The sequence below is a fragment of the Catellatospora aurea genome, from assembly GCF_042663325.1.
GTDB classification, from domain to species: domain Bacteria; phylum Actinomycetota; class Actinomycetes; order Mycobacteriales; family Micromonosporaceae; genus Catellatospora; species Catellatospora aurea.
This window is the reverse complement of record NZ_JBHTAC010000024.1, coordinates 18609-36691: the sequence shown is the minus strand read 5'-3', so window position 1 is coordinate 36691 and position 18083 is coordinate 18609. Positions and strand designations below refer to the sequence as shown.

At 68.2% G+C, this 18083-nt stretch carries 12 protein-coding genes; 6 read left to right on the top strand and 6 right to left on the bottom strand.

Translation table 11 applies throughout. From position 1 onward, the window contains the following. Positions 1-4 precede the first annotated feature (4 nt). A complete protein-coding gene (locus ACFQO7_RS22405; RefSeq protein ID WP_376808180.1) occupies positions 5-1057 on the bottom strand; it encodes an ABC transporter permease in 1053 nt (350 codons plus the stop codon). An 89-nt stretch (positions 1058-1146) separates the two neighbouring features. Then, entirely contained in the window at positions 1147-2841 is a 1695-nt protein-coding gene (locus tag ACFQO7_RS22400; RefSeq protein ID WP_376808179.1) for a type 2 periplasmic-binding domain-containing protein, read from the bottom strand. 798 nt (positions 2842-3639) lie between these two features. Between ACFQO7_RS22400 and ACFQO7_RS22395 the strand changes: the two genes are divergently transcribed. The 4 genes from ACFQO7_RS22395 to ACFQO7_RS22380 all read left to right on the top strand — a co-directional run bounded on the left by ACFQO7_RS22395 (position 3640) and on the right by ACFQO7_RS22380 (position 9744). Continuing rightward, a complete protein-coding gene (locus tag ACFQO7_RS22395; protein WP_376808251.1) occupies positions 3640-4635 on the top strand; it encodes a LacI family DNA-binding transcriptional regulator in 996 nt (331 codons plus the stop codon). A 213-nt stretch (positions 4636-4848) separates the two neighbouring features. Next, on the top strand, positions 4849-6375 hold the full coding sequence (locus ACFQO7_RS22390) for an alpha-N-arabinofuranosidase (RefSeq protein ID WP_376808178.1): 1527 nt from the start codon (positions 4849-4851) through the stop codon (positions 6373-6375). Beyond that, the gene (locus ACFQO7_RS22385) at positions 6375-8063 is read left to right on the top strand and encodes a glycoside hydrolase family 43 protein (protein WP_376808177.1); all 1689 of its coding nucleotides are present in this window, start codon (positions 6375-6377) and stop codon (positions 8061-8063) included. Before ACFQO7_RS22390 ends, ACFQO7_RS22385 begins: the two co-directional genes overlap by 1 nt. Continuing rightward, a complete protein-coding gene (locus ACFQO7_RS22380; protein WP_376808176.1) occupies positions 8056-9744 on the top strand; it encodes a GH39 family glycosyl hydrolase in 1689 nt (562 codons plus the stop codon). The genes ACFQO7_RS22385 and ACFQO7_RS22380 overlap by 8 nt, the downstream gene beginning before the upstream one ends. A gap of 1350 nt (positions 9745-11094) precedes the next feature. Here ACFQO7_RS22380 and ACFQO7_RS22375 read toward each other — a convergent pair. Both ACFQO7_RS22375 and ACFQO7_RS22370 read right to left on the bottom strand, forming a co-directional pair. After that, entirely contained in the window at positions 11095-11715 is a 621-nt protein-coding gene (locus tag ACFQO7_RS22375; protein WP_376808175.1) for a hypothetical protein, read from the bottom strand. An 86-nt stretch (positions 11716-11801) separates the two neighbouring features. Continuing rightward, positions 11802-12065, bottom strand: a complete 264-nt coding sequence (locus tag ACFQO7_RS22370) for a hypothetical protein (RefSeq protein WP_376808253.1) — start codon at positions 12063-12065, stop codon at positions 11802-11804. Between ACFQO7_RS22370 and ACFQO7_RS22365 the strand changes: the two genes are divergently transcribed. After that, positions 11964-12230, top strand: a complete 267-nt coding sequence (locus ACFQO7_RS22365) for a type I restriction enzyme endonuclease domain-containing protein (protein ID WP_376808250.1) — start codon at positions 11964-11966, stop codon at positions 12228-12230. The genes ACFQO7_RS22370 and ACFQO7_RS22365 overlap by 102 nt on opposite strands. A 525-nt stretch (positions 12231-12755) precedes the next feature. Here the strand turns inward: ACFQO7_RS22365 and ACFQO7_RS22360 are convergent. Further along, a complete protein-coding gene (locus ACFQO7_RS22360; protein ID WP_376808174.1) occupies positions 12756-14357 on the bottom strand; it encodes a tetratricopeptide repeat protein in 1602 nt (533 codons plus the stop codon). 219 nt (positions 14358-14576) lie between these two features. Continuing rightward, a complete protein-coding gene (locus ACFQO7_RS22355; protein WP_376808173.1) occupies positions 14577-15611 on the bottom strand; it encodes a macro domain-containing protein in 1035 nt (344 codons plus the stop codon). Positions 15612-16161: 550 nt separating this feature from the next. Here ACFQO7_RS22355 and ACFQO7_RS22350 point away from each other — a divergent pair. Next, positions 16162-18078, top strand: coding sequence for a 5'-methylthioadenosine/S-adenosylhomocysteine nucleosidase family protein (locus ACFQO7_RS22350; protein WP_376808172.1), 1917 nt, complete (start codon positions 16162-16164; stop codon positions 18076-18078). The last annotated feature ends 5 nt before the right edge of the window (positions 18079-18083 follow it).

The window sequence follows — 18083 nt, the reverse complement described above, 5'->3', positions numbered from 1 at the left end:
CCTCCTAGACCAGCGTCTCTTGGTTGAGGCGCTTGGCCGCTAGGTTCGCCGAGCCCACCAGGATGACGGCGACGATGGTCTTGAAGATGCCCGCGACGACGGCGAGGCTGTAGTTGCCCAGCTGGTAGCCATAGCGCAGCACGAAGACGTCGATGGTCTCGGACTTTTCGGACACCAGGCCGTTGCCGAGGAAGTACGGCAGCTCGAAGTTCGTGGACAGGATCCAGCCGCTGTTGATGATGAGCAGCACGACGATCGTTGGCCTGATGCTCGGGAGCGTGATGCTGAACATCTTGCGATAGCGGCCCGCTCCGTCGACCTCGGCGGCCTCGTACAGGCCCGGGTCGATCGCAGTGATCGCGGCCAGGTAGAGGATCGTGTTCCAGCCCAGCTCCTTCCACAGGTTCGTCCCGGCGACGATCTCCCAGAAGTAGTTCGGCTGGGTCAGGAACAGGACCGGCTCGTCGACGATGTGCAGGCTCATGAGGCCCTGGTTGATGAACCCGCCGGAGGAGGGCAGCGAGAGCGCCACCGATGCCAGGCTCGCCACGATCACCCAGCTGAGGAAGTGGGGCATGTACGTGATGTTCTGCATGATCCGCTTGAACGGCAGGTTCTTGACCTCGTTCAGCAGCAGCGCCAGGACGATGGCCCCGAAGGTCCCGACGATCAGGGTCAGGACCGACTGTCCCATCGTGTTGACCACGACCTGGCGGAACCGCTCACCGTTGACACCGGTGAACAGGTTGTAGAAGTTTTCGAGGCCCACCCACTGCTGGTTCCAGATGCTGCCGCGACCCGGCTTGTAGCGCTGGAAGGCGATCGCCCAGCCGTAGACCGGGACGTACTTGAACAGGATCTGGTACAGCAGCAGCGGGACGGCCATCGCGAGCAGGGCTCGCTGCGCCCAGACCCTGTCCCAGGTGATCTTGCGCTTGGGATCCTTCGCCGCGTTCTTTCGGGCCTTGCGCCGCTGGGCACGCGAGGTGCTCGCGGGCTCCGGGGCCGGTTCGGCCCCGGAGGCGGGCACAGGGGTGCTGACCGTGGTGTCCGACATCTGTCCAACCTCGTCAGGAGCAGTGGGCGGTAATCGAGAACGCGTCGTGGTGGGGGCGCATGCCGCCCACCACGACTGCTCGCAGACTGTTACCAGTTGGCCAGACGGTTCTTGATGCCGGCGTTGACGGCGTCTTCGTACGCCTTGACGTCGACCTTGTGGATGGAGTCGACGTAGGCCTGCCAGTTCTTGTCGAAGTCGGCGGGATTGCCGGCGATGATCTTCGGCAGGTTCTGCACGCTGGTGTCGGTCAGCTGCTGGTTGACCTGGTTGGCCTCGTCGGAGAGCTTGATGTTCCAGGCCGGGTAGTACTTGGGGTTGTCCGGCGCCTTGTTCACGAAGTCAAGCCAGGTCTTCTTGTTGCCGTACTTGGCCATGAAGTTCTTGTCGTAGTCGCTCAGCGTCGCGTAGAACTCGGCGGGCTGGTCGTCGGGGCTGTAGGCGTTGCCGTCGGAGAACTTGCCCTGGTGCTTGGGCAGCATGTCGAGCAGCGCGTCGAGACGGTTGTGGGAACGCCAGGTGATGTCCTTGTAGTTCTTGCGCTGCTCGTCCGTGCGGGAGAAGACGCCGTCGGCGCCGACCTGGTAGTCCTCGCCGGCGATGCCCCAGGAGAGCGTCTTCTGCCACTCCTCGCTGAGCATGGTGTCGAGGAACTTCAGTGCCTTCTTCGGCTGCTTGCTGGAGACCGAGACGCCGAAGCCCTGGTTGATGTTCATGACGGCGCGGTCGGCGTACCAGGGCGTCACCCCGTCGTAGACGGGCATGAGGGGCACGTAGGTGTTCTCGTCCTTGCCGGCGCTCTGCAGCGACTGGGTGGCGGTCCCGAAGTTCCAGCCCTGGTCGTGCATGCCGAGGACGGCACCGGTGGCCAGCTTGGCGGTGTACTGGTCGAACGTCAGGGTGAAGGACTCGCGGTCGACGAGGCCCGCGTTGTACTGCTGGTTGAGGACCTTGTAGAAGTTCTTCGCGGCGTCCTTGTCGGCGTAGATCGACGCGTTGTTGTTGCCGTCGACGATGACGCCACCGTTGTTCGGGGAGCCTGCCAGCAGCGCCGGCGGGTTGGTCATACCCCACTCACGGCCCTTGGACGCCAGAATCTCGAAGCCGACGGTCGGGGCGCCGTTGGTCTGGGGGTGCTTGGCCTTGAAGTCCGAGATGAGCTGGAAGTAGCGGTCGAGCGTCATGTTGCCTAGGTCCGGGTAGCCGGCGTCGGCGAGCACACGCTTCTGGATCCAGAACGCGGGACCGTAGTAGGTGCCGCCGGTGATGTCGCCGTAGAAGCGGTTGTAGTTCGGGAAGATGTACAGGCCCTTGTCCACCTCATCGCCCGAGTAGCTCATCTTCTTGATGTCGTCCTTGACGTGCGCGGCGAGGTTGGGGTAGGTCCCAGTCTTCAGCATGTCGTCCAGGCGCCGCAGAGCGCCGCCCTCCAGGAAACGCTGCTTCAGGTCGCCGGTGCCGATGAGGTCGGGGTACTGACCGCCCGCGAGCATGACACCGATCTTCTGGTCCTCGTTGTCCGGCGTGACGATCTCGTACGTGAGGGTGACACCGAGCTTGTCCTTGAGCAGCTTGGTGATCTTGTTGTCGGGTGCCGGGGCCTGCTGGGCCGACGTGATCCAGACCGAGAGCGTCGTCGGGTTGCTGGGGCTCAGCGTTTCCGAGTCGTCCGCGCTCTCGTCCGACGTGCAGGCGGGCAGGGCGATCAGTGCCATGGCCGTGGCGGCCACGGCGAGCTGCCGCCCGGCCCGGCGCAGGCCGCCGAGTCTAAGGGTGCGCTTCATGTCTCTCCTTTCGGGAACTGTCCGGACCTCTCTGCTGTGAGAAAACTGTCCGGGCGATGTTGACCGGAAGCTGTGCGCCGCGGACGCGAATTCGGGCTCGCGTCTTAACCGCGGCGTGATTTTAGCGATAAAGTAGAGAGGCGATCGAGTTCCGTCAAGCCCCGCGCAACTACCGAGACTCCGCCGTGACGTCCCGGTCCACACGCGAGGAGCCGCATGCGCCACACCCTGCAGAACGACGCCCTGCCGGCGTACAGGTTGGCGTGGACGGGTAGGTGCGGCTGAACGCACCCAGCTCCGTACGCGATCGATTCCGCAGCGTGACTGCCCGTTCATTTCGGCCACTTCGGACCTGGCAGCTGCCCGGCGCGGCGTGCGCGAAGCGGCCGGCCGGCCGCGCTGGTTCGAGCCCGCCGCCGCTCTTCCGGCGGACGACGAGCTACCCAACGCCGACAGGCGGCATGCCCCACCCGGCGTCGCGACAGTCGACTCTGGATCATGCGAAGCCGGGTACGTTGAGCCGTACCCGGCTGGGTGCCTTCGCTCGTACGCCGACATCGTCACCATCTGTCGGCATTGCCCGCCGGATGGACACCGGGAAAGGCACGCGCACCGCGGGTCCGGGGCGGTGACGCCGTCGATCTCGAGCCGTCAGGCGCGGAGGACTCACTTGCCAAGCCGTATTTTATCGATAATATGACGGCACCCCGCGGTATGGCCGAGCCGCGAGCCTCTCGTCAGAGGTTGCTGGGGTGGCAGAACGTCGCGCACAGGAGGATACACATGGCGAGGGTGACGATGGCGGACGTCGCCCGTGAGGCGGGCGTGTCGACCATGACCGTGTCGAACGTCCTCAACGAGCGCCTCCCGGTCAACGAGCCGACGCGTGCCCGCGTCATGGCCGCCGTCGCGGCTCTGGGGTACGAGGTCAACCTGACCGCGCGACACCTGCGCGCGGGACGGACCGACACCGTCGCCTTCATCGTGCCCAGCTTCCACGACTACTTCGGTGAGATCGCCGACAAGATCGCGCCGCTGATCGAGGCCGACGGACGGCACCTCGTCCTCGAGCGGACGAGCGCCAGCCCGGAGCATGAGATGGCGGCGGTGAGCGTCGCGCGACTGCAGTACTACGACGGCGTCCTGCTGTCCGTCGCCGGCCTCGACCGCGACCAGCTGGACCGCGTGCGCACGCCCAAGCCGATCGTGCTGCTCGGCGAGCGTGACGTGCCCGACCGCTTCAACCACGTGCGGCTGGCCAACGAAGAGGGCGCCCGCCTCGCGACAGCGCACATGATCGAGCACGGCTCGCGACGCATCCTTGCGCTGGGCTGCACATTCGACACCGCGCACATGATGTCGTCGGACCGCCGCGCTGGCTGGGAGCGCGCACTTCGCGATGCCGGCCTCGATGTCGACGCACGCCATGTGGTGCCCGTCTCCACCTACACGTCGGCGGCCGGACGCGAGGCCCTGCTCGACGTCATCGCGTCCGGTCTGCCCTTCGACGGCGTCTTCGCCGTCACCGACGTCATCGCACTCGGCGCGATCGCGGCCCTGGCAGAGAGCGGGCTTCGGGTGCCCGTCGACGTCCAGCTCGCCGGGTTCGACAACCTCGACATGGCGAGGTTCGTCCCGCCCGGCCTCACCTCCGTCGACGCGGACCATGAAGGTGTCGCCGAGACCGCAGTGGGTCTGCTGCGCCGGCAGATGGCGGGCTGGACCGGCCCAGCCGAGCACGTCGTCGCGCCCGTCAGTCTCGTGGTGCGTGGCTCCACCCGCGGTGGCGCGTAGGGCCGTGCACTCACGCGCGCAACGCCGCGCGCCCCGCTAGCCCGGTTCGGTCGAAGGGAACCAAGCTGTGAGCACCTCTGCGCGCACCTCCGCCTTGCGCGCCAGCGTGTACGCCGGTCCGCCGAGGCGGCGGATCGGCTGTGCCTGTCCTGCTGCGCAGGAGCTCCGTTTCCTCTCCGGCCTGAAGGCCGGAGTATCCACGGAAGGAATCTGATGACGACGAGCACGATCGCAGTGATCGACCTCGACCTGCCCGGCGCCACGATCAGCCGGCACGTGTACGGGCACTTCGCCGAGCACCTGGGGCGGTGCATCTACGGCGGGTTCTGGGTGGGCGAGGACTCGCCGGTCGCGAACGTGCGGGGCATCCGCTCGGACGTGGTCGAGGCGTTGCGGGCGATCTCGATCCCGAACCTGCGCTGGCCGGGCGGCTGCTTCGCCGACGACTACCACTGGCGTGACGGCGTCGGCCCGCGCGAGAGCCGCCCGCGGATGGTCAACTCGCACTGGGGCGACGTGGTGGAGGACAACGCGTTCGGCACGCACGAGTTCATGGACCTGTGCGAGCTGCTCGGTGCGGACCCGTACGTGTCGGGGAACGTGGGGTCCGGGTCGGTGGCGGAGATGTCGGAGTGGGTGGAGTACCTGACCCGGGCGGACGACTCACCGATGGCGGCGCTGCGGCGGGCCAACGGGCGCGAACAGCCGTGGCGCGTGCCGTTCTGGGGACTGGGCAACGAGGCGTGGGGCTGCGGCGGCAACCTGCGCGCCGAACAGTTCGCGTCGCTGGCCCGGCAGTACGCCACCTACTGCCGCAACCACGGCGGCAACCTGCTGTACCGGATCGCGGCGGGCGCGAACGAGGCCGACCTGCACTGGACCGAGACGCTCATGCGCTCGTTCGACGACCTGGCAGCGGACCGAGCCGGTTCGGCGGGCCCGTTCCAGGCCGTGTCGCTGCACTACTACACGATGGCCGGGCCGTGGTCGGACAAGGGCGACGCCACCGGGTTCAGCACGGACGAGTGGTACGTGACCATGGCCCGCGCCCGGCGCATGGAAGAGCTGCTCACCCGGCACTCCACGGTCATGGACCGCTACGACCCACACCGCAAGGTCGGCCTGGTCGTGGACGAGTGGGGCACGTGGTGGAACGTGGAGAAGGGCACCAACCCCGGGTTCCTGTACCAGCAGAACACGCTGCGCGACGCCCTGGTCGCCGCCGTGCACTTCGACGCGTTCCACCGGCACGCCGAGCGCGTGGTCATGGCGAACATCGCCCAGACCGTCAACGTGCTGCAGGCCATGATCCTCACCGACCCCGACAGCGGGGCGCTCGTGCTCACCCCGACGTACCACGTCTTCGCCATGAACACCGGCCACCACGACGCCGCCGCCCTCGCGGTGCACCTGCGCGGCGTCGAGACTCGCGCCGTCGGCGCGACCGAGCTGCCTCTCGTCTCGGCGTCCGCGTCGGTCAAGGGCGACACCGCCCTGGTCTCGCTGTCCAACCTCGACGCCGACACGGACCGCACCCTCGTCCTGGACCTGCGCGGCCGTGATGTCGTCGGGCACACAGCGCGGGTGCTGACCGCCAAGGCGCTCGACGCGCACAACACTGCCGAACAGCTCGACGCCGTCGCCCCTACCGACCATGCCGGCGTGCACCCCCACCCCCGAGGGCTCGAGGTCGAGCTGCCTGCCCACTCCTACGTCACCGTGGCGCTCGAGCTGCGCTGATGGACCGGCCGGAGGTGAACATCCGCGACGGCGGGGCGCGGGCAGACGTCACCGACCCCGTCATCTTCGCGGACGTGCCCGACCCGGACGTCATCTTCGACGGCCGGTACTACTACATGGTCAGCACGACCATGTACTTCGCGCCGAGCGTCCCGATCATGCGCTCGGGCGACCTGGCGCACTGGTCCATCGCCGGGTACACCGCGGCGATCCTCGACGACACGGACGCGCTGGCGCTGCGCAACGGCCAGGACGCGTACGGCCAGGGCAGCTGGGCAGCGAGCATCAGGTTCCATGACGGGACCTACTACGTGTCGGTCGGCAGCCTCACCACGCAGCAGACGTACGTCTACTCGACTCCCGACATCGAGCACGGGCCGTGGACCAGGTCGGTGCTCGACGGGTACGCCCACGATCAGTCGCTGCTGTTCGACGGCGACGACGTCTGGCTTGTCTACGGTGGCGGGTCGATCGACCTGCGCAGGCTGCGGCGGCACGACGACGGGACCCTTGCCTGGGACGGCCCGGCGACCCGGCTCGTGCAGGACGCCAACGTCGGCCAGACCAGCGGACTGAATGCCGAGGGCGCGCACGCGTACAAGATCGGGGACTACTACTACGTCTTCATGATCGAGTGGCCGTCGGGTGGCATCCGCCAGGAGGTGCTGTGGCGGTCGACGTCGCTGACGCCGCAGTCGGCCGGCGGCGTGTGGGAGGGCCGGGTCGTGCTCAGCCAGGGCGTGACGGTCGGGGGCCGACCCGGAACCGGCGTCGCCCAGGGAGGAGTCTTCCAGACATCCGACGGACAGTGGTACGCCATGCTGTTCCAGGACGAGGGCCCGCTGGGTCGTGCGCCTCAGCTGATCGGCGTGACCTGGGACGACGACGGGTGGCCGGTGTTCGCGCTCCATCCGCAAGCGCCCGCGGCGGCCGCACGGACGGCCGGTGACGGGGCCGCCGTCGTCGCCTCGGACGACTTCGCCAACCTCCTCGAGCGCGCGGGCCACTGGAACACGGCCAACGCGGACCACCTGGCAGCGTCCGCCGAGAACGCATGGAACGGGTCGGACCTGGGGCTCCAGTGGCAGTGGAACCACAACCCGGACAACCGGTTCTGGTCGCTCACCGAGCGGCCCGGACACCTGCGGCTGACCACGGGCAGCATCGCGTCGAGCATCCTCGATGCGCGCAACACCCTCACCCAACGCACGCTCGGACCCGCGAGCTCCGGCGCCATCTCGCTGGACGTCTCGCACATGAAGGACGGCGACATCGCAGGCATCTCCGCCTACCAGCGCAAGTACGGATACATCGCCGTGACGATGGAGGGCGCGACCAAGAGCCTGGTGATGCGCCGGGCGGGCGGCGACGGCGTCATCGCCTTCACCAGCGCACCGGTGCCGCTGCGGGCGGACGTCGTCTACCTGCGCGCTGACGTCGACTTCCGGGATGCCGTCGATACGGCGTCGTTCGCGTACTCGTACGACGGCGGCGACTGGACGTGGCTGGGCGACACCCTGCGGATGCAATACGACCTCGCGCACTTCACCGGATACCGGTTCGCCCTCTTCAACTACGCCACTGCCGAGCCCGGAGGCTACGTCGACGTGGACTGGTTCCGGGTCAGCGACCCCACCGGGCTCGCAAGCCCTGCTCACCGACGGAGCGAAGGAGCTGCTCATGACTGAGCAGGCGACGTCAGCCCTGCTGATCGACGGACAGGAACCCGCCGAGGTACGGCTGCATCATGTGTGGAACGAGTGCGTCGGTGCCGGCCGCGCGAATGAGGCGTTGCGGGCGGACTGGCAGGCGCACTTCCGCGAGGCCGTCCAGGTGCTGGGCGCCCGGCACGTGCGCTTCCACGGCCTGTTCCACGACGACATGTTCGTCTACCGGACCGACAACGGCGGCGGCTTCGGCCCGAACCAGCCGCTGCCCGAGCCGGTCTACACGTTCGCATATGTCGACAAGGTGTTCGACGCGATCCTCGACGCGGGCGCCCGCCCGTTCGTGGAGCTCGGGTTCATGCCGCGCGAGCTCGCCACCCGGACCGAGACGCTGTTCTGGTGGAAGGCGCACTGCAGCCCGCCCAAGGAGATGGGCCGATGGGTCGCGCTGGTCGACGCCACCGTGCGGCACTGGATCGAGCGGTACGGCATCGACGAGGTGCGGCAGTGGCCGTTCGAGGTGTGGAACGAGCCGAACCTCGTGCCCAACTTCTGGACCGGGACGCGCACCGAGTACTTCGAGCTGTACGAGGCCACGGCGCGCGCGATCAAAGCCATCGACCCCCGGCTGCGGGTCGGCGGCCCGTCGACGAGCGTGTTCGTCCCCGACGCCCGTTACTCCGGAGAGACCCACGACCCGTCGCTCGAGGTCGAGACCGCGGTGGCCACCGATCCCGACGAGCTCGACTGGCAGCCGGTGTGGATCCACGAGCTGATCGAGTACTGCGCGCAGCGCGGGCTGCCGATCGACTTCCTGTCCACCCACCTGTATCCGACCGACTACGCGGCGGACTCCCTGGGCACCCTCAAAGCGATCACGCGCCAGAAGGACGCCACGTATGCCGACCTGCAGGTCCTGCGCACGATCATCGAGAACAGCCCGTACCCGGATGCCGAGCTGCACATCACCGAGTGGTCGACCTCGCCGTCGAGCCGCGACGCGATCCACGACACGCTCTTCGCCGCCGCGTACATCGTCCGGGCGTTCCTCAAGGGCGCGCCGCTGGCCGACTCGATCTCCTACTGGACCTTCACCGACGTGTTCGAGGAGGGCGGCGGAGGCATCGGCCCCTTCCACGGAGGCTTCGGGTTCGTCAACGAGAACGGCCTGCACAAGCCGACGTTCCACGCGATGGCCATGCTCCACCGCCTCGGTGACCGCCTCCTGGCCGAGCTGCCCGACGGCGCCATCACCCGCTCGTCCGCGACGGGTGACGTGTCGGCCATCTTCTACAACTACCCCGCAGACATGGGCACGACGGGGCTCGCGTCCCGCAACGGCTACGCCGAGACGCGAGCCCTCGCCGAGATGGGCCCCGAGCGCCGCGTCCGGCACCGGGTCGAGGGACTGCGCCCGGGCACCGAGCTCACCGTGGAGATCCTCGACTGGGAGCACGGGAACGTCGCCGAGGCCTGGTACCAGATGGGCGCCCCGCTCAACATCACGCGGGAACAGACCGCCGAGCTGCGCCACGTCGCCGACGGCCTGCACCGCAGCACGCTGACCGTCGGCGACGACGGCGTTCTCGACATCGACCTCACGCTGCCCGCCTGGGCGGTCGCCTCGGTCGCGCCGACGCTTGCCCGCGCCGCTGCTTGCCGCATTCCAGGAGCTCCTCGAGCCGCGCCCTCATCGAACTAACCGACGAAGAGTTCCAACGCCGCTACGAAACCGCCGATCTCACCGGTGCCTACAGCTCAGGAGAGGGCGGCAGACCAGGCAGACCACTGGCTGACCTGCAGAAGCTCGTCCACGAACTCCGCCGCTTCTACGCCGACGCAGCCAGCAGCAACGAAGCCGTGGGGTACTGGTACGCCTGAGGGATCGCTGCTGGCGGCCGAGGCCAGGTCGCACGGGGGCGGCCACTTGAGCGCCGCTGGAGGTGGATATGCCGCCTCCTATCAGAGCCACATCGCCGTCGGGTCACTATCGGTGCGCACGAGCCAATGTCGCCCTCCGCAGCTTCTCATTGGTGTCTCCGCTGATCCGGCCCTGGTCCTACCCTGGTCCACACCCTGCTTCCGCGTGCGGAATGGTGATCAAAGTTGGCCGGGGGTGGCGGGGCATTCCTCCGCTCCCCGGCCGAGTGGCATCCCGATCGTTGTTGCGACGGTTTGCGCTCCGTACGCTCCGTCTCGGTGCTGCGTGGTTGCGAGCGAAGGGGGGCCGGTGTCGGACGATGTCGGCGTGGAGGTGGTGTGGGAGCCGCCGCGAGGCTGGTGCTCGTGGAGGGTCGCGTCCCCCGGGGTGAAGCGGGTTCGTGGCCGCCGAACGCAACTGTTCTCTCCCTGAAGGGGAGCAGCAGATCGCATTCTGCATCGGTGACGACATCGACGTCCTGGTGACCGACCGCGGCGGCTCGATCTGGACTGCTAACGGTGATGAGGGGATCTATGGAGGCCATCCGCAATCAGCGGCCGGCCTCGCAGGCTGGGGTGACCGAGGCCAGGTCATCTGGGTGCCGGGTGGTCGGCTGCCCGAGTGGCCGTTGGCTGGTTTCGCAGCGGCCACGGAATGCGACCAGGTGTGGTTGGCGTGGTACTCCAGCCCGCGTGAGGGTCACACCTTCTTGACGCGGATATCGCCGCTGACTGGCGAGGTCACCAGTTGGCGCAGTCCTGTGCGCTCTCCAGACGGGCTGGCGGTGCGCGGCAACCGCGCGATCCTGACACGGCGGATCCACAATGAGCGATCGACTCGAGTGTTCCGCGCCGAACTGGTCGACGACGTTTGGACCGTTACGGATCAACGCGAGGCAGCAGTACCGGGCCGTGTGGTGATGCGGTCCGGCCAGGGCCGCGACGGTTTCCTGGCTGCGAGCCGGCGATGTGTGGCTCCGCATCGAGGTATGAGCGCAGGCACCACGCACGTTCATCGACATAGACGTGGTGCCCCGCCAACCGTCCGGCAGCTCAAAGGGGAGACAGCCCGCCGAGCGCGGTGAGCCGATCGGTATCCGGATCTGCGGTCGCGCCAACACCGCCGGCGGTCTTAGAGTGCCGGCAGGCGGTCACCGAGGGCGGGACCGGCACCGTTGTCGAGGAAGTACATGTATGCCTGCAGGTGGCTGGCGAGGTCGCCGTCGAGGTAGGCAACGTAGTCCGTGAGCCCGTTCGCGGCCTCCCGCTCGTCGGCGCGGTCCGAGGCGCTCCACTCGCGGTACTTCGCGGTGATCCAGTCGCGAAGGCGACCGCGCTCGCGCCACCACTGCCGCACGAGGCTCGGGGTCCACCAGGCGTCACCGTCGCACGCCCAACCGGCCCAGGGATCCTCCTGCATGGCGACGATCACGTCCTGGAGTTCCTGAACTGTTCGCGGCTGCCGGTACAAGAACTCCTGCTCGTACTCGATGTCGTCGCCGTACAGCACGTGTCGGGGTGCGTGAAGCCGGCCGACCCAGCAGTTGTCCGTCATGGCTCCGTAGAAGGGTCCGGGTGGGTTGCGCCAGTTGCGTTCCTCCCACTTGCCTTGAAAGATCTCGTCGCGCGTTGGTCGCAGGCCGTGTTGTGGCAACGACCGGAGGACTACGGCGACATGCGGCATCGGATCCCAGTACTTCACCGCGCGTTCGCTGCTCACAGAGGCATCGTAGAGGTCGATCTCGGTAGCCAACGTCCGCGATGAGGGATCAGGTAGATCTGCCACGAGTCCCGTCATGCCCGGGACGCCGCTAGAGGGGACCAGGCGGGGACCACCCGTCATGCATGTCGCTCCTGGACCAGCCCGGCAGTAACGTCGGAGCACAACCTGTCGGTGCCCGTGGTATCGCCCCGGGCGATCACCAGCAGCAGCGCTCCCGGCGGGAACATCGAGCCACCTGCTGCAGCGAGTTCCACGTCGGCCTTGCCGCACCGGCCGACGTGGAACTCGCCATCAGACAGCTCGCGGCGAGTGCCATCGCCGTCGAGGACGTCCTCGACATCTACGAGGCCGCTGGCATTCAACGCCCAGGTTTGTCGCACCTGGATCAGAGTTCATCGCAAACTGCGCGAGCGCCAGCGCCCGAACCTGGCCATCGAGGCGCTCTGCCCAGGCTGCGACGCGATCGCCGGGCCGGAACAGGTGACCCGAGCAGGCGATGTCTTCTCGGTCACCTGCCGAGACTGCGGTTTCAGATGGGGGCATGAGAGGTGCGGCGGCTGCCAATCGCGGATACCGCTCCTCGAGCCCACGCGCGACGTACCGAGTTCAGAGGTCACCGGCCTCGGTTGGGTCGAGCGTGTGTTCGGACGGGACGCTCTCGCGTCTCCGTGCTGGGCGCGGACTGTTCCGAACCGATACGTCTGTGCGGCATGCGGCGCATGCCCGATCAGTACCCGCAGCGAAGGCGCCGCATGTACTCGATGTCGTGCGGCGGAGGAGTAAGGACCAGCAGTGATGGCCCCTTGGCGGCGATCGGCGCTTACGCTCCTATCGCCGCCTCGTCCTCGTCCGCCTTGGAGCGTTGATTCCTTCAGCGAGTTCGTTCCCGTGCGTGAGCGCAGGCATCTCTGCCTGATCTTCGGAGCAACACTCCAGTGCGGGCAGCCGAGCCTCGCGCAGTGCGGCATCGAGTGCCCTCCGCAGCGCGGTGTACTGGTCGTCGCCTGCGGTGAAGAGGGGCGTCCGAGAGGCCTTCCGTCTCCGTCCCCGTTGCTCATGATTCGCGCCGCTCATCTGTCCGCCGACTCGTCGGCAAAATAACGAAAGAACTGCACCTCAACCGGCTGTTCGAGGTGACGCGCTGCCGACGGATGATTCATCAGCTGCTGCACCTCGGCGGTCCGTCCCTGTCTGGCCAGCTCGACGACGAGTACTGCGAAGGCAAGGGAACTGCCGTCCTCCACGCTCCGCCGCAACCACGCTTCGCCACGTGCACGGTTGCCGCTCTTCAATGCTTCGGCTCCGATCGTGAAGGCGGCATTGGCGTTGCCGGCCTTGGCGGCCCGCATGAGCCAGCGTGCAGCCTCTTTGACGTGCCCTCGCCGCCGCAGCAGCGTGGACAGGTTGTTTGCCGATCCGTGGTTACCCGCCTGAGCCGCCTCCCTATAGAGCTGCTCGGCCTCGTCCAGTTCGCCGTGTGCGGCGAGCTGGACTGCCAAGTGGTGATGGGCCATGAGGGGACGGGACTTCAACGACGGACCTCCCGCCGCGATACAGGTCCGCAGCCACGATTCAGCCTCGTCGTGATCACCTTCCTCGTACAGTAGGACCCCGAGATCGAGCATCGCATCGGCGCTTCCGGCCTGCGCCGCCTGGCGATACACGGCGATGGCCTGTTCCCGCTGGTTCGTCGACTCGAGCTGCGTGGCCTGGGCATACAGTGCGGACGGGTCTCCGGCCGCAGCGCGCTCGCGAAGCGGCTTTCGGGCATACTCGTCGGCAACCCGCTCCAGGATCTTGTCGTGGATCCGGTCTTGGAGGTCGGTGTTCATCCAGATCCGGTTTTCCAGTTGGGCCGTGAGACGCTGTCCCAGGCGGATGCCGAACGGATCCGCGTCGTGGTTTCGCAGGTACTCCTGATATAGATGCTTTGCATCGATACCGAGAATCTCGGCCATGTCTCCCGCGGACAGCTCGCCGTACAACGTTGTCGCCGGCCTGGGGGGCTCCCCGCATCTGCCTACCCGGTTAGCACAGCCGTAGGTCAACGGAAGACCGAGATGCAGGTGGTCGAGTAGCCAGTCCCAGCAGTGGGTCCGCGGAGCTGAGATGACGTACGGATCGTCCGCGATGACCCCCCGCCGATATCCTCGGGACAGCCACCCGATCGGCGCGCTCAGAACGTCCGGGTCGACCGTACGCGAATGCCGCTGCCGGCCAAACGCGGCGCAGTCACAGCGGTTGGGCCGCCCCGACATCTCGGCCCGGACGAAGCCGATGACCCGCCGCAGGACTTCCGGGGTGTTCAGAGCGGCGTCACGGCGCCTGATCACCTGGTCCTCGGTGACGTCGTGGTACTTCGTGCCGTCGAGCAGAGTGTGGCAGTTGGCGCAGAGCGGAACCATGTTTCCGAGATTGTGGTGGTAGCGCTCGGCATTCCGGCGCACGGCGCCTGGATGCCACGATGTCGTTCTGGCTTCCAGTGTCGCGCGCTGCTCCGGATTGAAACCCTGCACCGTTCGCTGCGCCAGATGGCGGGCGTCACGGCGGTTGATAAGGTGGGCGACGTTCAGTGGACGCTCCGCCGCACAGAGCAGGCACCTTCTGCCGAAGATCTCGTACACCGCCTCGATGAGATGTGCGGGTGCCGGCGGCGGATCGAGCTTCGTCATCTGCAGCAGGTTAGTCTCGGTGTCCGACAACCCGGACCCTGGGCAACGGCGATGGCACGGGCCAGGTCCGTTCGGCCCCCACCCCCGCGACCACCGGGCTGCCGACTGAGGGCTTACCGGCAAATCCGGGAAACGCAAACGAACGAGGGCTCTGTCAGCTTGATCCGGATCCACATCGCCGTCGGGTTCATATCCACCTGCCGGGCCGGATCCGAAGAGTCAGGCCCGGACCACGACACCGGCTTCGCCGAGGGCCGCGAGACATGCCTGCAGCTCCAGATCGGTGTACGCCAGGAACAGCACCGTGCCGATCCGGCTCCGGCGCGCCGACCGCAGGTAGTTGGCGGCGCTGTGCGTAAGGGCGCCGGCGTGCTCACGGACGTCGCCTCGACCCACGCCGGTGCCCAGTAGCGGGAACAGCACGCATGACCGTTCGGGCAGGTCGAGGTCGAGCCCGTCCAGTTCCAGCAGGACGTTCTCCACGCAGCGCGCGATCCCCCGGACTGGGTGGAAGCCGGTGCCGGGTTCGCCGTGCACGGTCGCGGTGTGCACGATGTACCGCACGCCGTTGCGCTGGCGCAGCTCGCCCGCGCCGGTGACGATGGCGGTGCCCGGCGCCACCGGGCGGATCGGGGCCACCTTCTTCTCGAGCTCGTCTGCGATGGTGTCCACGGTTATCCGTCCGGCCTCGTCGCGCCGTGCGCCGTCGTAGCGGATGATCGCGGATACGGAGAACTCCTGCGGCCGCGCCATGATCATATCCGTGTTCTCTGGGTTGACCCACACGTCGGCGCAGCGCACCTGGCGGATGTCGCCGGTGACCACCCCCAGATATGCCGGCGGCCCGGCCGCGGCCGGCGACACCGGCCCGCGGTAGATCCCCTGGACGGTCAGCGTCCGGCCAGCGGGCACGGCGGTGGGATCCTCCTCGGCTCGGGCCCGGTCGCACAGCTGCACCAGGAATCCGTGCTCGCGACGCCAGTAGGCGAGGTCGACGGGCACCGACAGCACCCGTTGCCGCGCTGCGGCGTGGCGGCGGCAGTGCTGCACCAGCGCCTGGACGAGATCCCAGCTCGGCGGCGTCTGCACCCGCCCGCCGAGGATCTCGTAGAGCTGGGTGCGCCCGACCGGGATGCCGCCGTTCCCGGCGAGCGCGCCGACCGGCACGGCGGCCTCTCGGCGCAGCGTGCTCAACCGCAGCCCGAAAGTACGAAGAGCGGCGGCGACATCACTGTCGGTCGGCCTGATTCCCATGCGGGCGACCCCTCGCTTGTCCGGTGGACGTCCGGCGTGGCCGGCCGGCGCGATGCCGTCGAGCTGGACACCGGTCGGCCCGGAACAGGCCGTCGTCCGGATGCGCGTGCGCGGGTTCCAGCATCGCGGAGATGCTCAAGCTGATCAATCAGCCGGTGGGGCTCAACCTCGGGGACGAAGGGGCCGCCCGCACCACACGACCGACCCGAAGGGGACCAGCCACGCCTGCCCTCTCATCCGCTCCACCCGCGTCGATCGTTCATGTCAAGCGCCTGGATCGCGGGATGCGACGACACGATGCGTGGCCGCGCTCGACAGGGGATGTCCGCGGCCCGGCCGGAAGGACTCCGTCACGCGCCGTACGTGCACGGCGACGCCGCGAAATCCGCTGCCCGGCGTACCCGCGGACGACTGTCCACAAAGGCCTGCGCACGTAGGGTCGGCGCACTGATCGCTCGACGGGCGGGGCGCCGAGCACACCGGCCGGGCGAACGAGCCGCGTGCGGCGGTTCTCCAGTCACCAGGCCACGACAATCCGATTGGTGAGGTTATGGACGCTGTCACTTTCGCCGCCTGCCGGCGGGCCGCTCGCGCGGTGCGCGCCGCGGAATGCGGTGCCGAGGCGACCGCCCACCTGCGCCCCCGCAGCGCGGTCGGCCTGGCCCGCGGCCGCGGGCCGATGTCCGTGCTGCTCTACAACGCGGCGCGGGAGGGCCGTCTGGTGTGGCAGAGCCCGGCAAGCTTCGCCGTGCTGGAGCTGCCCGCCGCCCGCCGCCCGCCACACCTGCCGCTCGGTCTGCGGGGACGCCTGCTGCGGCTGATCGACCGGCGCTGGGACGTCGTGGTCATGGCCACCCCGCCGCTGGCCGCGATGCTGGCCGCGACGGTGCTGGCGCTGTTCGGCACCTTCGTCGTGGCGGGGCTCTGGCTGGTGGTGGGCGCAATGGCGTATGTGGCTATGTCCATGACCGCGCGCGTGGTTGCCGACGCCGACGCGCTGCGCAGGATCCTCGGCCGCACCCCGCGCACCCTCGACAGCATCGCCGCGGAGTCGCTGCCCGGCTGGAACTGGTCGGTGCCGCTGCTGCACGACAGCCGTGACCGGCCGGGCCGGCAGCTGATCGACCGCACCGCGTCGCAGATGAACCGGCTGGTGCAGTCCTACTCCCGGCAGGCAGGGCAGGAGTGGGGTGGCGAATCCGCCACCTTCGTCGTGCGCGAGGTGCTGGTCTTCACGCTCGGCGGAGTCACCACGCGGGCGATGCGCTCGGTCGTCCGCACCTCGATGACCTCGCCGTACGGCCCCGACAGCGAGGTCTTCCTGCGCCTGCCGACCGGCCCGGTCACCGGTTACCGCAAGCCACAGGCCGACCGCGGCGGCTTCCTGCCGATCTACTTGCTCGGCGTGGCCGCGGTGCTGCTCAGTTGCGCTGTCTGGGTGGCGGAGTGGGAGCGGAACCTGTGCGCCGCCACGACCTGCGCGGGCCGCCCGGCCGACTTCGTCTCCGCCCTGCACTGGCTGGCCTGGCAGCTGGTGTTCCGCGACCCGCCCGGCCTTGCCGCGCAGGCCCCGTACTCGCTGGTGATCGGCTGGCTGCTGGGCCTGCTGGGGCTCGTCACGCTGCCTGTCACCTACCTGTCCGTCAGCTTTGCGATCAACGCGCAGCGCGCCTCCCGGGACATCGCGCTGGACCTGATTGGAGATTCCGTGAATCGAGCACGCATGCTCCTGCTCACCGTCACACCCGTCGAACGCGACGCCGTCCTGGCGGCGGTTAAGGCCACGAACGGATTCACCCCAGTGCGATCCTTCGAGGGCAACTATGTGATCTACGAGCTGGGTACGGTCAGTGACACCCGGGTAGCCATGGTCCAGGTCCCGCGACAGGGAGCCAACGGACCCGGCGGTGCCACCCTTGCCGCCGCCGAGGCCATCCGGCGCTGGGGCCCCGACTTCGTGATCATGGTGGGGATCTGCTTCGGCCTCGGCGACAAGTGGGAGCACCGACCCCAGAAGCTGGGCGACGTGCTGATGGCGTCGTCGGTGTACGACCTCGACCGCAAGATCGTGTTCGACGACCGGGAGGAGCTGCAGGGTGACCGTGCCGGCGCCTCCGCCGTCATGGTCACCCGGATCGAGGCGGCTTCTACCGACTGGCCGCTGAAAGATGAGGTCACCTTCTCCAAGGGCCTGATGCTGGCGTCCGGAGTGCTGGTGAGCTCGGCAGAGTACAGCGAGAGGCTGCGCAGGGATCACAGCCGGGCGATCGGCGGCGACATGGAGGGGCACGCGCTCTACGCCGCCGCGGCTGAGGCCCGAGTGCCCTGGCTGCTGGTGAAGGCGATCTCCGACTGGGGACGCGAGCGCGAAACCTATTACGAGCCGGAGAAGGCCGCGGCGAACTCGGCCTCACTGGTAGTGCACGCGCTGGACATCGGCGCCTTCGACGACGCCAACCGGCTGTGAGCGGG